12 protein-coding genes and 1 tRNA gene are annotated in these 16,226 nt (G+C 38.2%); 2 read left to right on the forward strand and 11 right to left on the reverse strand.

Going from position 1 to position 16,226, the window contains the following annotated elements; genetic code table 11:
- Positions 1-323: 323 nt before the first annotated feature.
- A tRNA-Pro gene (locus tag R3E32_06965) sits at positions 324-399 on the reverse strand.
- A 431-nt stretch (positions 400-830) separates the two neighbouring features.
- Between R3E32_06965 and R3E32_06970 the strand changes: the two genes are divergently transcribed.
- On the forward strand, positions 831-3,590 hold the full coding sequence (locus R3E32_06970; protein ID MEZ4884467.1) for a T9SS type A sorting domain-containing protein: 2,760 nt from the start codon (positions 831-833) through the stop codon (positions 3,588-3,590).
- A gap of 253 nt (positions 3,591-3,843) precedes the next feature.
- Here the strand turns inward: R3E32_06970 and R3E32_06975 are convergent, their stop codons facing one another.
- The 5 genes from R3E32_06975 to R3E32_06995 form a co-directional block, all read right to left on the reverse strand.
- On the reverse strand, positions 3,844-4,425 hold the full coding sequence (locus R3E32_06975) for a D-sedoheptulose 7-phosphate isomerase (GenBank protein ID MEZ4884468.1): 582 nt from the start codon (positions 4,423-4,425) through the stop codon (positions 3,844-3,846).
- A 22-nt stretch (positions 4,426-4,447) separates the two neighbouring features.
- A complete protein-coding gene (locus R3E32_06980) occupies positions 4,448-5,416 on the reverse strand; it encodes a glycosyltransferase family 2 protein (GenBank protein ID MEZ4884469.1) in 969 nt (322 codons plus the stop codon).
- 112 nt (positions 5,417-5,528) lie between these two features.
- The gene (locus R3E32_06985) at positions 5,529-6,059 is read right to left on the reverse strand and encodes a DUF4199 domain-containing protein (protein MEZ4884470.1); all 531 of its coding nucleotides are present in this window, start codon (positions 6,057-6,059) and stop codon (positions 5,529-5,531) included.
- Positions 6,060-6,115: 56 nt separating this feature from the next.
- Complete coding sequence (locus tag R3E32_06990) at positions 6,116-6,850, reverse strand: pyridoxine 5'-phosphate synthase (GenBank protein ID MEZ4884471.1); 735 nt, start codon at positions 6,848-6,850, stop codon at positions 6,116-6,118.
- 633 nt (positions 6,851-7,483) lie between these two features.
- A complete protein-coding gene (locus R3E32_06995) occupies positions 7,484-8,296 on the reverse strand; it encodes a rhamnogalacturonan acetylesterase (GenBank protein ID MEZ4884472.1) in 813 nt (270 codons plus the stop codon).
- Positions 8,297-8,578: 282 nt separating this feature from the next.
- Between R3E32_06995 and R3E32_07000 the strand changes: the two genes are divergently transcribed.
- Positions 8,579-9,751, forward strand: coding sequence for a glycoside hydrolase family 3 protein (locus R3E32_07000; protein ID MEZ4884473.1), 1,173 nt, complete (start codon positions 8,579-8,581; stop codon positions 9,749-9,751).
- Between the two features lie 498 nt (positions 9,752-10,249).
- On the opposite strand, the gene R3E32_07005 is transcribed toward R3E32_07000, so the two are convergent.
- The 5 genes from R3E32_07005 to R3E32_07025 form a co-directional block, all read right to left on the reverse strand.
- Positions 10,250-11,002, reverse strand: a complete 753-nt coding sequence (locus tag R3E32_07005; GenBank protein MEZ4884474.1) for a MotA/TolQ/ExbB proton channel family protein — start codon at positions 11,000-11,002, stop codon at positions 10,250-10,252.
- Between the two features lie 34 nt (positions 11,003-11,036).
- Positions 11,037-11,789, reverse strand: a complete 753-nt coding sequence (locus tag R3E32_07010) for an FHA domain-containing protein (protein ID MEZ4884475.1) — start codon at positions 11,787-11,789, stop codon at positions 11,037-11,039.
- Between the two features lie 55 nt (positions 11,790-11,844).
- The gene (locus R3E32_07015; GenBank protein MEZ4884476.1) at positions 11,845-13,233 is read right to left on the reverse strand and encodes a serine/threonine-protein kinase; all 1,389 of its coding nucleotides are present in this window, start codon (positions 13,231-13,233) and stop codon (positions 11,845-11,847) included.
- Positions 13,234-13,403: 170 nt separating this feature from the next.
- Positions 13,404-14,534, reverse strand: coding sequence for a serine/threonine-protein kinase (locus tag R3E32_07020; GenBank protein ID MEZ4884477.1), 1,131 nt, complete (start codon positions 14,532-14,534; stop codon positions 13,404-13,406).
- Positions 14,515-16,185 carry a serine/threonine-protein kinase gene (locus tag R3E32_07025; protein ID MEZ4884478.1) on the reverse strand — a complete coding sequence of 557 codons (1,671 nt, stop codon included), beginning with the start codon at positions 16,183-16,185 and terminating at the stop codon, positions 14,515-14,517. Before R3E32_07025 ends, R3E32_07020 begins: the two co-directional genes overlap by 20 nt.
- Between the last annotated feature and the right edge of the window lie 41 nt (positions 16,186-16,226).

The raw sequence follows: 16,226 nt of genomic DNA on the forward strand, positions 1-16,226 counted from the left end.
TGAATAAACCAAGACTTTTGATTTTCCTTTTTAAAATGATGTTGTACGAACTAAAAGTTCGGTCAACATTTCCCGAAAGGCATACAGGCTGTGGGTATGGCTGTTGTTGGGGTCTATTGGGGTGAGGGTTGGGAGTTGGGTTTGGGCGGAGGATGTCTCCAAAAATAAGCTACTGAGTCGTCCTAAAAAAATCTTACAGTGAAAAAATAGAGTGTAAAGGAGGTTTAAACAAAATGAAGTGTTGGGAAAAATGTTTAAACTATGTTTTAACCAACAAAAAAAGCAGTTACGAAAATTTACCATAACTGCTTGTTTTTCAATTGTCGGGGTGACTGGATTCGAACCAGCGACCCCACGCCCCCCAGACGTGTACTCTAAACCGAGCTGAGCTACACCCCGAACTTTGAATAAAAAAGCCATTTTTATAAATGGACTGCAAAGTTACGTAATCAGTTATTATCAACCAACGATTTTTTTGAATAGTTCATCAAAAGAAGGAAAATCACTATTTTACCGATAAAGTCAGCCAAACAACACTACATTTACACAAGATTTAACTTATTTTGTGCGATATTTCTAAATCTTAGAAAATAAAAATTAATACTTGGCTTTCAATTTATTGTATTTTTTATAACTCATTGAAGAATAACCTCCTTCAAATAAAAAGTGTTCATTTGAAGCGATAAACCTCAAAATAAATATTTGCTGTTTTTTTCAACAATATGGATATTCGACCTGTTGTTCGTCTAATAAAGAGATATAACTATGCTAAATAAGCAATCATTCATCAATCCAAAAAATTACTCAAATTAATGATAAATTTTATACGTATGAAAAGATTTATAATTTCTATTTTTTGCTTACTCGCCGTGGTGGCTAGTGGGTATATGTATATGCAGCAGACAAATGAGTTGGTACTTGTTGCAAAAACACAATTGACTGATAACAAAGAATCTATCAGCAAAGTTGAGAAAAAAACACAGTCTTTCATTGGTGCTTTTGAGTACCTTATGCAGATGAAAGCAAACCCTGAAACAGGACGTATTGATATGGCAGATGTCATCAATGCCCGACAAACTGCTGACAAAGCTGCTGAAAGCAGAACAACCAAATCTGCTCAAATTGACTGGCAATTTATGGGTCCCAACAATGTTGGTGGACGTACCCGTGCAATTTTAGCTGACAAAGACAATCCCAAAAGAATGGTGATTGGTGGTGTATCAGGTGGTATTTTCACCTCCGACAATGGCGGTTTGAGCTGGAATGATCATCCACAAAACACAGAACTTGGTACACTTTCTATTTCAGCTATTGCCCAAGCACCGAATGGCGATATTTATGTAGGAACTGGCGAAAACTTTGACGGACGTTCTTATGGTGAAGGCAAACTTGGAAATTCAGTGTTGCCTGGTAATGGTATTTACAAATCTACTGATAGAGGTGTATCTTTCCAACTATTAGAATCAACCCAGCCTACGCTTACAGGGAGCAATCTATATAATGTTGACTGGGCAGCGATTCAAGACGTTGAAGTTAGTCCTACAAATGCTAATCGTGTTTATGCTTCAACAAGCAGAGGATTGCAAATAAGCCAAGATGGTGGTGCTACTTGGGCTAAAGCAGAGGGTGTTCCTACTACTTCTGTGGCCTATGATGTAGCAGTAGCATCGGACGGTACTGCACATATTGTAGCAGGTAGCAAATACTACAGAGCCAATGATGGTTTAAATTTTGAAGATGGCTTCACAGGTACTACATCTGGGCAATTTGAAATTTCATCAGGAAACAAAGTATTGTCTATGTCACCAACTGACAACAATTACTTGTACATTGTTACAGTCACTAGTGGAGGTTGTCTAAGAAAAGTATGGCAAACCAAAAATGGTGGAGATACTTGGATCATCATTGGAGAAGGTAGCAGTAATTTCTTTGACCCTATGAGCCAAGGTGCTGGTGAAGGTTGCCAAGGTTGGTATGACCTATGTGTAACCGTTGACCCTGCCAACAAAGAGCGTATTATCATGGGAGGTATCACTTTATGGTCTTGGTCCGCTCGTGATAGTTGGAATCAGTTGGACGGTGGCGCACCTCCTTATAGTGTTCATGCTGACAAACACACCATTGTCTTCCATCCTACCAATCCAAATATCATGTTTGTCGGTTCAGACGGTGGAGTTGCACGCAGTTTGGATGCTCAAAATGTGTTCCCTACTTTCTCAGCAATCAACAAAAACTACATTGTCACCCAATTTTACGGTATGGCAGCAGGTAGAGATGGACGTGTAGTAGGTGGCACACAAGATAACTCGACTATCTTTGTTACCTTAGACGGTAGTTCTGTACTAGAAGGAGCTTTCATCACAGGTGGTGACGGTGGCTTTTGCGACATTTCCAAAATCAACCCTTTGGCTATTTTTGCAGAATCACAAAATGGTGCGATTGTACGTACAGGTAGCGCAACTCCTCCATTGAGTGCATTTTTTGACGAAAATGCTGACTGTGCACCTACTACACCTGAAGGGGGTTGTAATCCTGATGGTCAATTGGACGGAAATCCACTCTTTATTACCCCTTTCATTTTGTGGGAGGATGGAATAGGCAATCTCATTGACCCTACCCAAGAAAAATCCTTATTTGTGACAGGTGCATGTGACGGTCGTGTATGGGGAACAGAAGGCGCACTCAATTTTAGTGCTATACCTGATTGGAAACAACTCGGAAAATTCGCCGCCTCACGCTGTATCAGTGCTGTGGCAGTATCCAACGACGGCAAAACAGTTTATGCTGGTACAAATGATGGTAGAATGATGCGTATAACCAATTTAGATAGAGATGTTCCTACAACGAGAGAATTTGTTGTAACAGGGGCACAAGGTCAGTATATTGCAAGCATTGATGTTGACTTCAATCCTGCACACATTATAGTGGGTCTTGGAAACTACGGTCAAGACCAAAATATAGTGGAATCCTTCAATGCCAACTCGGTCAATCCGACATTTACCTCTATGCAACACAACCTTCCTTTAATGCCTGTGTATAGTGTGGCGATTGATGAGTTCAATCCAAATCGAATCGTTGCAGGTACAGAGCTAGGCGTTTGGTTGTATGACGCAGTTTCTAAAACTTGGACAGAGGAGAACGGTATCATGGGCAGAGTACCTGTTCATAGTTTACGTTTTGAGCAAATGGGAAATATTGGTTGTAATGTATTGTATGCCGGCACGCATGGTCGTGGAATGTACCGTAGCACTAACTTTACTCTACTAGGTTGTGATACAGAACTGGCTTTCCCTTCCTACGAATTGCCTACGGTTATTGAAGACCTTAGCGATAGAATTTCTCAAATTGAGTTGTTCCCTAACCCAATGGTAGCACAAAGCACCTTGAAAATCACACTTTTAGAAGCTACTGATTTGACACTTCGAATATTTGACCTTCAAGGTCGTGTAGTTCGCAATCAGCCTTTGGGAGAATTGGCAGCACGTACACATTCATTTGATATCGAAAAAGGTAGCTTGGTAGCAGGTACTTACATCGTAATGTTGAATGCAGGTAATAAACAAGTAACCAAAAAATTGTTGGTACAATAAGTTTTTTACGACTGACGGTGGACGACTGACGAAATATGGTTAGCGTTGACAATCAAAAAAAGGGCTTGAATCCAATGGATTCAAGCCCTTTTTTTGATTGCTTAGCGCACTGTAACAAAAGCTATTTGACACTCAAAAGGGCATAGCCCAGGCACTATTTAGACTTATTGCTACAAAGAGAGTCGCAGTGATGCTGCTCAAAATATTAAGAAATTTCTGTTCTACAGTATTTAGAATCTACATTGCCCAAAACTCACTTAGAAAACAACTCCTTTTCCACCAACTCACAAACAATGTGTCCAACCAAAATATGTACCTCCTGAATACGAGGCGTATCTATTGAAGGAACATTCACCAAATAATCAGTCAGACCCATTTCCTTCAATTTTCCACCCGTTTGCCCCGTCAAAGCCACATTGATAAGTCCTTGTTTTTTAGCCTGCTCCATCGCCTTAATGACATTTGGAGAATTTCCCGAAGTAGAAAGACTGACCAAAATATCACCTTTACTCCCAAAACCTTCAATAAGTCTCGCATACACTTGATCAAAACCATAATCATTCGCTACTGCCGTAAGGTAAGAAGTATTCACATGCAACGCCTCTGCAAAAAGAGGAGGACGGTCAAAATAAAACCTACCCGATAATTCTGCTGCAATGTGTTGAGCATCCGCCGCACTTCCACCATTGCCGCAAAACCAAATTTTGTTATCCCTGCGAAATGCTTGAATTATCTGTTCACTAATTGCAGCAATAGTTTGCAGCAAAAACTCATCCTCCAGCACCTTTTTTTTCACTTCAATTGAAGCTGCAATAACAGATTTTATTTTATTCATAAAAATACGTATAACCCAATAATTATTCTCTTTCGTCTTTTGTCTTTCGTCTTTTGTCTAAAATAGTATCTTCCACCTGATACACATTCCTATCCGAAGCAGAGCGTCCAATCATTTCACCCAAAAAACCAGTCATAAACAATTGCATACCTACAATCAACATAATCAGACCATAAAAAAACAAAGGCCTCTCGGTCATTTTGTATTGATCGAAACCCAATCGAGCAATCGCCAAATAAGTAATGATGCTAAAACCAATTAGGGTAATCACCGTACCCCACAATCCAAAAAAGTGCATCGGACGTTTACCAAAACGAGACATAAACACAATTGTCATCAAATCCAAAAACCCATTCACAAACCGCTCCAAACCAAACTTTGTAGTGCCATATTTACGTGCTTGATGTTTCACCACTTTCTCACCGATGTGGTTAAATCCCGCTGATTTTGCAATCACAGGAATGTAGCGGTGCATTTCGCCATACACTTCGATGCTTTTGACCACTGTATTGCGGTAGGCCTTCAAACCACAATTCATATCGTGCAATTTCACACCTGTTACCCATCGAGTTACGGCATTATAAATTTTGGTAGGAATCGTTTTAGAAATCGGGTCGTGTCGTTCTTTTTTCCAACCCGAAACGAGGTCAAAACCATCTTCCACAATCATTTTGCGGAGTTCAGGAATTTCATCAGGACTGTCTTGCAAATCTGCATCCATTGTAACCACAACTTCACCTTTCGCCAGCGAAAAACCTTCATTGAGGGCAGCCGATTTACCATAATTTCGCCGAAACTTGATGCCTTTCACCTCCTCCAATTCTGCACCCAGTTGTTGAATCACGTGCCAAGATTTATCTGTACTTCCATCATCGACCAATATGATTTCATAACTAAATTGATACGCTTTCATTACCTTTTGAATCCATGCGACCAATTCAGGAAGGGATTCTTCTTCATTCAAAAGAGGTATAACAACAGATATGTCCATAGAATTAAATTAGTGATTAGTTACTCGTGATTAGTAATTGTTCACTTTTTATAAATTTAACAAAGCATTTAAAAATTCAGTCTGAGAATATGTGAAAGTAATTCATTTAAAATCATCTTTTACCGAACAGCCTCGCATACATCAATCCAACTGCAATCGAAGCAGCCATCAAAAAACCAAACACCAAGCTCAATACATAAGTTTGCATCGCCTTGAAGATACCATAACTATAATCGCCATTCTCCAATATTTGCAGTTCCTTCTCCACAAGCTCAGGTGATTGATTCGCCAATTCCATTTGTCGTTTGGCTTCTCCAATGAACCATTCCTTCGTGATTTGTTCCATATTGAAGTCCAAAAAATTGTACACTATATAATGTACCAGCATCACCAACATCATGCTAACCACAAAAACGGTAAATATAGGCCGAACAAGTTCTCGAAACAACAACTCTTCCTCACCAAATTGACGTTTCGCACTACCCCCCGCCCCTATCATCACCACCAACAATATAGCAAACGCCAATAAGCCCATTCTCCTAAATAGCAAATCGGGTGCGAAAAAAAACAAACCCAAATAGGCCACAATCATCGCCAAGCCAGCTATCAAACCATACCTAAATCCAATATTGGTTTTCTGCATTTTATATAAAATTTTGAAAATCAAATATTTTTCATTTTGATTTTGATTTTCATTTCCTATACATCTTCCTGCAATTGCCTCAAATACAACTGAATCGTGTTTTCTAAGCCGAAATAAAGTGCATCACTAATCAGTGCATGACCAATCGAAACTTCCAATAAACCATTCATACTTTGCCTCAAATACCGAAGATTGTCCAAATTCAAATCATGCCCCGCATTGATACCCAAACCCAATTCTACTGCATAATCTGCTGCCGCTAAATAAGGCGCAATTGCTTCTACACGGTCTTCATGATAGCGTTCAGCATAAGGTCCTGTATAAAATTCGACTCTATCCGCTCCTACTTTTGAAGCTCCTTCCATGATGTGTTTGTGAGGTTCAGCAAAAAGCGATACCCGAATACCATCACCCTGCAAAGATGCAATTATTTTTTTCAAAAAATTGTGGTGCTTAACCGTATCCCAACCTGCATTTGAAGTAATCGCTCCAGGAGGATCAGGCACAAGCGTACATTGCTCAGGCTTGATTTCCTTCACCAATTGCATAAAACGTTCATTTGGATACCCCTCAATGTTGAACTCCGTTGTCACCAAAGGCTTCAAGTCATACACATCTTGGTATTTGATGTGTCGTTCATCAGGGCGGGGGTGTACGGTAATTCCCTCCGCACCAAATCGTTCGCAATCCTGAGCGACTTGTAGTAAGTTGGGCATATTTCCACCTCTTGCATTTCGCAGCCAAGCCACTTTGTTGATATTTACGCTCAATCGAGCTTTTGTAACTGTCATAATTTTCACATTGACACCACCTTGTAGATGGCAGTAAATAAAAAACACCACTTTGCAGATGGTGAAAAATAATGCGGCAAAAATAATCCATTTCTGGACTATCAAAAGCAACCAATTTTCGCTTTTTCAGTAGTCCAATTATTATTTCAATTAAAAGAAACAACTACGATAAATCATCGATATAAGTTGTTTTGCAATGATTGTGGAAGGCTTGTTTTATTTTTTAGGAGAAAAATAACATTCAACGTAAGTGGAAATATCCTTTTGAATCCACTTCAAATAAGGTGAGCTTCCTTCAAAAGTCAAACAACTTTTGTAGTCTTCATTGAGTTTGGACTTTGAATGAAAGACATAAGAAGTAAATTTTTGGTTATTAGCAAATTGCATTTTCAATTCAATTTTACTTAACTCTTTTACTGTCAATAATTTAAAACTTTTTATCTTATGTCTTTAATCTTTCGTCCAAATTCTAAATTGAGTAGCCTATGTTCATTCATGGGTTTTCTGTCATTTTTATATTGACTTTCCACATTTTTCGATATTCTTCATTTATAATTTTTTGTATATCCTTTTTTGTTTTTTTACATTTAATTTGCAGCTCTATCTTGAATGCAAGAAGTAATTTTCAGAAACTTATTTCTCTAAAGTTTTCATTGCTTCAAAAACCAGCTCTGCCACAACTTTCGCTCCTTCTGGTTGAAAATGCGTATTATCAGATTGTCCATCAGGATAGGCTTCATATACTCCAGATGGTAAGTTCATGAAATAGTTATTGGTTACATAATCCATACCGACCTCGCTGAATGTATCCATAGATAATTGATTTAAATCAATAAAATAAACATCCATTTCTTTTGCTACTTCTAATGCTGCATTAGGATATTGACCATGCACATTTGATAGATGATTGTCTTCCCATGGATAATTTCTACAGACAGGAGTAAGAATAATTGGTACACCTCCCTTTTCTCTAGTTTGGGACGTAAACAATCTTATAAACTCTTTGTATCCTTCAATATCAACATACCGCTCTGGTTTGTTTTCTGCGGCATCATTATGCCCAAATTGCATCATTACAACATCCCCTTTTTTGAGACTGTCGTAAACGGATCTCCATCTTCCTTCCTGAAAAAAAGTCCGTGTACTTCTTCCTCCTCTTGCACGGTCATCAATGATAACACTATCCGCATCAAAAATATTTTTGAAGTCAGCTAAATCCACTCCAGTGAATTGTTCTTGAAAAACCTGTCCCCAACCTGTCACAGGAAATCTTGTTTTGTAATAGTCTTTACCTTCATCGTAATTATCTGCATAATTAGCCACTGTTGAATCTCCAATTAGGTAAATAACTACGGTTTTTTGCTGTGTCAAGGTAAAACTATAAAGAAATAAAATCAATACAAAAACATATTGATGAGCGGAGATCATGTTAACATTAATTTTCATTTTTCCTATATTTGCTTTCTAATTTTTGTTTACAACTTACCCTCCAAATATAAGCCATTCTCCAATAAAATCCTAAACAACACTATCCCCAAAAGTTGAAGCCATCACAAATTCCAATCAATTTCTTTCCGCCAAAAGTTGAGTTGATTCCCTCTTGAAGTAAATTTTATACAATTTTTTGTCAGAAAGACGTTTGATTTTCCAAGTTCCTTCTATCTTACCGCAACTTTTGAAGGAAATTACTTCAAAGGCTTTTCTGGAATAAAAAACGTACTACAAAAAATGAAATCATCTATTCCTTATTTATCTTTTTTACTATTCATCTGCTTATTAAGTAGTTGCCAATCAAAATCACCTAGTTCTTCAACAAACGATACTGCTCAAACGGCCGTACAAGAAAACACAAAAGAAAATTCAGTGTCGCTCGATGTCAAACTCGGTCAAATGCTTATCATGGGTTTTCGTGGTCTAACCGTATCTGATGATGCTCCCATAGTACAAGCTATCAAGTATTTACATTTAGGCGGTGTCGTACTATTTGACCTTCACGTTCCAACCCGCCAAACCGAACCTTTGCGGAATATAGAATCGCCTATTCAGGTCAAAAAACTGATTGAAGATTTGCAGTCTTATGCTGAAATACCGCTATTGGTAACGGTTGACCAAGAAGGAGGTATCATCCGCCGATTGAAGGAAAAAGACGGTTTTCCGAAAACAGTTTCACATCAATATTTGGGAGAGTTAAACAATACAGATAGCACTTTCTATCATACTACTATCTTGGCTTCTGCCCTTCAAAAACTGGGTTTCAATATGAACCTTGCGCCTGTGGTAGATGTGAACGTAAATCCTGACAATCCGATTATTGGTAAATTGGAGCGTAGCTTTTCGAGCGACCCTGCCGAAGTGTTCAAACACGCTTATTACTACATCAATGCCCACCACAAACAAAAGGTACTCACTTGTTTGAAGCATTTTCCTGGACATGGTAGCTCGACAGCCGATTCTCATCTGGGACTGGTGGATGTGACCAATACTTGGAACGCTGAAGAAGCGATACCTTATCAAAATTTGATCAATGCAAAATTGGTAGATGCGATTATGACCGCACATGTTTTCAATACACACTTGGATAGTCTGTATCCTGCAACACTATCTAAAAAAGTGATTACCGATGGATTGCGAAAAGGAATGAACTACGATGGAGTAATTATTTCGGACGATATGAATATGGGAGCAATTACACAACACTATGGTTTTGAAAAAGGTATAGAACTCGCTATAAATGCAGGCGTGGATATTTTGTGTTTTGGAAACAACAGCGAAGTATATGACCCAAATTTGCCGCAAAAAGCTTTTGATGCACTCAAAAAGTTGGTGCAGGAAGGCAAAATACCAGAACAAAGAATCGATGAATCTTACCAAAGAATCATGGCGTTGAAGGGTAAGCTTTGAAGAACAGGGAAGAAGATATAGTAGCATCAGAAGCCCCTTCTTGAATATTAGTCATAATCAAATAATGATTGAATACTTAAATTTGATTTGTAGTATGATAATGTTTTCAGGATTAAATGTCCTTCAAAAATATTATTATGTTCATCAAATTCAGGGTATTCATAGCCAATCACTTTACCTAAAATTAGATGGCCAACCTTATTGTACTATTCTTAATCGTTTGCAAGAATCCATATTGCATTTGGTGAGCTATTTTTGAATCGTTTACAAATAAATTCTATTTATTTTCCAAGATGTTTAATACAATCGTACAATTTTCTCTTGACTTTAGATACCATTGAAACTGCTTATGTTTAGGTTGTATTTTAAACATAAGCAGTTTCAGTGGCTTTTTATTGTCACAGCAAAACATTATAATTAGGATTATTACAAGGCAAAACTTCAAAAATCGGAAGATTAAGCAGGGTACGTGTTGATTGGAAGATAGAAACAAAGAAATTACTCCAAATGTATCCTATTCACCAAGTTTTCCATCACATATTCCTCCATCTCTGAGTGAAGATCTTCTTCTCTTTCCTGCAAACTATGGAAATACCACATCATAATAATGCTGAGAAACAAGGCAATCAGTGTAGTGTCAAACGCAACATACATATACGCTGTCACTTGACCCAACATTTCGGGGTCATCTGCCACTTTATCCGATACTCCCAAAGCCTGTGCAATCCCCATAATCGTACCGATGAAACCAATCGAAGGCATAGCCCATGCGAGGTAACGGATAATTGACTGTGCACTTTCCGCTTTGGACATATTGATTTTGATTTGAGCCGAAACGATGCCCATTACATCCGAGATATTGCGGTTTGCTCGAAATTTTGTACTCGCTTTTTTGATTACATCTGTGATTAACAACTTGCGCTCTTGTTCTTTTTCAATCATTTTTAGCTTGAGGTCATTCACATCGTTTGGTGAAAGAACCCATTGCTCTTTTTCTGGAAGCAACCCCATTTTGAGTCCTGCTTCTTCAAATTGAAGACGGTGCATACGAGCACGGATTTCGAATATGCCCCAAAAGAAAGCAATGTAGGTAAAAAACTGTATGAGTCCTCCCGGCAAACTGCCTCCTAACATTTGAAAGAAACGCTTTAGTGTAGGTTCAGGTATGATGTTGTAACCTGCTACAACGACTACCATTAAAATGAAAGAGAAAATCAATGCTAATAATAAATTCTTCCCTCTAGACGTCATATTATTGGTTGATTAGTTTGTGATATTTTGTTGATTATCTAATGGCTACAGTACTGGTGAAGTCTGTTTCGATGACACTGTGTGCTGCTGATTCGAGGTTATCTGAATTGTCAATATTTTTGAATACCAATTTGGTTGTCCCCACTTGAATGGTATCGTTGTCTCGAAGATGCACTACACTGTTTTTAGACAATCTTTCGGTCCGACCATTGATGTACGTACCATTTGTACTCGGATTGCCTCGTCTTAGTTTGCCATTATCGGTCAATTCATAGTAAAATCTATGAAGAAAGTCTTTTTTGATGGTAATGATGCTGTGAATCCTGCTCACATATTCATCGTCTTCAACCCGAATGTCAACATGATGCGGGCCATCGGGACGACCAATGACATTTGTTCCTTCAAAAAGCTCATAAGTAACAGGTAGTCTGCCTTCTGTGTGAACAACCAACCAACCTGCAATGATTTTACCATCTTTTTCGGGATTGAGGTTCTTTTTGATGATAACAGGCCCTGTCATCGTTTTTTGAACTGTTTCATCTGGTTTTAGTTTTTCTAAAACCTCTTCAATACCTTTTTGAGATTCAGGCACTTCATCACGGTACAAATCATGAATTGTCACCGATTCAGGAACATCTTGCTTCAATTTTTCGATAATGATTTCCTCCTCAGGTTCGTCCTCTTGTTCCACATACTTATTGAGAGGGTAATTGCAGTATTTACATCTATATCGAGGTGCCACTACGGGCGTAGTCTTTTTGCAGTTATAACACTGAACTTTTGCCATATACGCTATTTTTGGACAAATATCATTTAAAATCTATAAATCTTCAAATAAATCCTCACTTATTCAACACATATTTCAACATCAATTCAATTACCAAACTACGGTCTTGTAGTTTGGCTTCATTCATGAATTTTCGTCCTATCACCTCATCATAAGCCCCTCCACAGTTGCCATTGTAGTACATATAGCCCAAGAAAAACTTGGCCTCTGTGTCAAAAGCAGGATGGTCTTGGTAAAGATCTAAAATTTTGAAACTTTCTGTGTAATTCCCCAATTTAAACAAATTTTTTCCAACATTTATTTCATTGGATACAGATTTGTTGTTCAACGGTCTAATGGGTCTTTCTTTTTCTACTTTCGGAGAATCATTGGTTTTCGTAATAGGAATCGTTGTTTTTTCTTTATTTTCTTGGAACGAAGGTTCTTTTTGGATTGGCTTTACCTCTTTTTGATTCTCAATTTCTCTAGTTTCTTTCTTATCATTGTCAGTAGATTCGGTTGGTATTTTTAACCCTGTAAGGATGGCCGTTTTAGTGCCTTCATTTTTAGGGTTATTCGCCTCTTTCGGTTCCTTTTTATTTTTTTTATCCGTCTTTTTACCCTCCAATATTTCCAATAGTTCAGTTGCATCCTTGGCACGTTCAGATGCTTTTTTCACCAAACATTTGCGAATGATGGTTCGGTGTGGTTCAGAAACTATGCTGTAGTCAATATTGAGGTCATTGAAGAGAATATTGTTGAGAATTTGTTCGTAATTAATCCCTGCCGTACGGCTTCCGAAAGGAAGATTTTGAGCATAAAACTCATAGATGATAATGCCCAAAGACCACAAATCCACATTGGTTGCCAGCTTTTGATTGATACCGAACATGGCAGGTGCAAATTGCTCAGGAGCCATATATTCCACACTTCCCATCAGTTGCGAAGACATGGTAGCATCATCGACATCAATACGCTTACTAATACCAAAATCTGCAATTTTGGCAATGTATTTTCCCTTTTTATTCTGAGTCAACAAGATATTTTTGGGCTTCAAATCTCGGTGAGCAATACCATTTTTGTGCAAATAAGCCAATCCTTTTAGGATGTCTTTGACGATTGCACTGATAACTTCTGGACTTCTTTTTACTTTAAAAAAAGTGCTAATATCACCAGCATTTGCATACTCCATAATCCCTACCTGTATGTGTTCCGTTTCTCCAATCGCATTGACCGAATCAATAATGTTGGCATCGTAGTATCGGATAAGGTTGGGATGAATCAAATCATCCATTCGGTTGATTTCGCTGATAATGTCGTATTTATCAGAAACATTGCCTTTGTAAAACTTCAGTGCTACATAACGTTTACGGATGTTGTCAAAAGCCTTGTAAACCCTCGAAAACCCTCCTTTACCGATAAAGTCTTTATTAGAATCAAATGTATATCGTTCTCTGAATTTCATCTACAAATTAGGTATTATTCCTACAAAAAATATTTAGGGCTATTGATCAGCCAAAGTTAGTTTAAATAGTGCTGTTGTTAACAAATATTGAAGTAGATGTCTTGGATTTTTCGTTCATCACTTGGTCTATTCTAACAATCTGATTTAGAAGTGGTTTTTTCATTTTAATTTTAATTCGTTACTAAGTTAGTTTCCATAAAAATCATTCCAACTACAATTACCAACAACAAACCCAACCATGCTGCCAATGACCACCAAGCCAAGTTGAGTGTCTGGCGAGCTTTTAGCGGGTATTTTCCTTTCCATATAAAAAATAGTAAAACGCCCAACAACGGCGAAAGTACAATATTACCAACAAATAATAAGCGTTTTTGGTCTTCATCCAAACTAATTTGGCTATTCATCACCGTATCCGTATGCTCTTTTACCTGCTGCAATGCCTCCTCTTTGCCGTCCAACAAATCCAACAAATCCTCTGCTTTCTGCACTCTTAGATTGGCATTTTTCACCAAACACCACTCAATAATAGATCGGTAAGGCTGCATCACTTCCACCAATCCTTCACCCAGATCTTTTCGCATGATATTGTACATCACCTGCTCATGACTATCTCCATCTGTGCGACTACCAAAAGGCAATTCACCAGTGAAGGTTTCAAACAAAATCACCCCAAAGCCCCATAAATCAATGTTTGTACCCAATATTCCGCTGATACCATATTTTTCAGGATTGAACTGTTCGGGAGCCATGTATTCCATAGTACCCAACAACTGCGAAGAAAGTTCTTTATGCTCCGAAAGTTTTTTGGCAAGTCCAAAATCTGCAATCTTGCTTACCCAACTTCCATCAGCCTCTTTATTCACCAATAGGTTTTGAGGTTTGATATCTCTATGTACAACTCCATGTTGATGTAAGTACGCCAAACCCTTCAATATACCACCAATAACTCCTTTGATGTCCATCAAAGAAGGAAAAGTCTTCATAAAATCATTGAGGTCACCCGCATTGGCATATTCCATAATTCCTACTTGTAGCATACTACTAGCATCATAACTAGAGGGAACTTGGATTTGAATGGCATCATAATATCGAATCAGGTTGGGATGGTTGAAAGACATGGAACGCTTTATCTCTGCCAACACACTGTATTTATCTCCAAAATCACCACGGTAAAACTTGAGTGCTACGGTTCGTTTCATCAACGTATCGTAGGCTTTATATACTTTTGCAAAGCCTCCCTCTCCCAAAGTATCTACTTCGGGGTTGTATATGTACCGTTGTCTAAACTCCTTTAAGGTCATGCTTCTGTTTGTTCCAAAGGAAAATGCCTATTGCTATTGCAACAACTCCTAAAATACGTATAATGTTCCATGCAGTAGATGCTTCAATACTCACGTCAATAAGTATATACAGTAAAAATGCAATGCTCCCGTAATGTGCAATTAATTCAAACCATCGAATACGGCTGAGGGATGCCAATAGACTAACCAACACAATACCAATACCTAAATAGGGATAGTAGAGTGCAAAAGGATGAGAAGTGAAATCAAAACTAAGACCTTGAATCCCTGAATTGGTGTAGTGATGTGTAAGCAAACTTCGGGTTAAAAAATACACCAACACCAAAAAGGAGAAAAGGTAAGCAGGTATTTCTGCACGTCTTATGTCTCTAAAGAAAATCGTGAAAATATTGACCAATCCCATTGCAGCACACACCAAAGCAGGATAAATAATGTAACTGCTTACTGGAGTATCCCATCCAAATAGTGTTTTTTTACTTTCAAAAAAAGCATAGGCCAAAAAAGCTGTTACAAAGGGAACAATCATCGCAAAACTAAATTCCGTACTATCTGTAGTTTTTGAAGCTGTTGAAGCTATATTTTGCGGAGTGTTTGCGCCATCAGAAGAATCATCTGTGATAGATATTGGAGGCTTAGGTGTATTTTTTTCCAAAATGCTCGTTCCTCCACCCTTGATTGTTTCTATGTTTCCTTCATAATTGGGTTGAGTCTTGTCGATACGGCGAGTAGAACCGTGTTCGTAACTATACATAAGGTCGAACAGTTGGTCGACCGTCTGAGCACGTTTGCTGGCATCTCGAATCAAACAAGCTCGAACTACTTGGCGAAATGGTTCGGGTACTTTTTGGATTTCGGTTAGGTTTTTCTCCAAAATATTTCGCATGATTTCGTCACGAGAAACCCCTTGTTTGGTTTTGCCAAAAGGCGCAGAACCAGTAAAAGCTTCATATATAATCGTACCCAAAGACCACAAATCCAAGTTGGTGTGCAATTGGTTTTCTTTGCCATATCGCACCACATTGAACTGTTCTGGAGCCATGTATTCGATGGATCCTATAATCATGGAAGAAGCTCCTGAACCACCATCTTCAATGACTTTACTAATACCAAAATCTGCAATTTTGGGAATAATCTCCCCTCCTTCTTTTTGGATTAATATATTTTCGGGCTTCAAATCTCGGTGAATAATACCTTTGGCATGTAAATATTTTAAACCCTCCATAATGCCGATAAATGCCTTTCGCAAGACATCAAAGCCAGGGCGTGTGCGCAGCAAACTGGTAAAATCACCTCCATTGATGAATTCCAATACGCCAATCTGAATCTTGTCGCCAAAAGCCGAGCTGTCTTCTAACTCAAAGGCATCGTAATAACGCACCAAATTGGGGTGGTTCAAATGAATGGCTCTTTTGATTTCTCCAAACAAACTGTATTTGGCAGGAAGATTTCCAGCATATTTCTTAATAGCTACTTCCATACCCAAGTTCGTATCCCTCGCTCGATATACTTTCCCAAATCCACCTTGTCCTATAAGGTCTTTTTCAGGGTCAAATTCGTAGTTTTTACTAACCGTTATCATGATAGATGCTTGTGGTCTTGGTTCTAAAAAAACCTTAGTAGCTGAATTGTGGTGTTTGATGTTGATTTTCATTCCATTTTAGACGCTAACCAAGCTACCAAAGTTTAGTGTAT

It is taken from the genome of Chitinophagales bacterium (genome assembly GCA_041392475.1).
Classification (GTDB): Bacteria; Bacteroidota; Bacteroidia; order Chitinophagales; family UBA2359; genus JAUHXA01.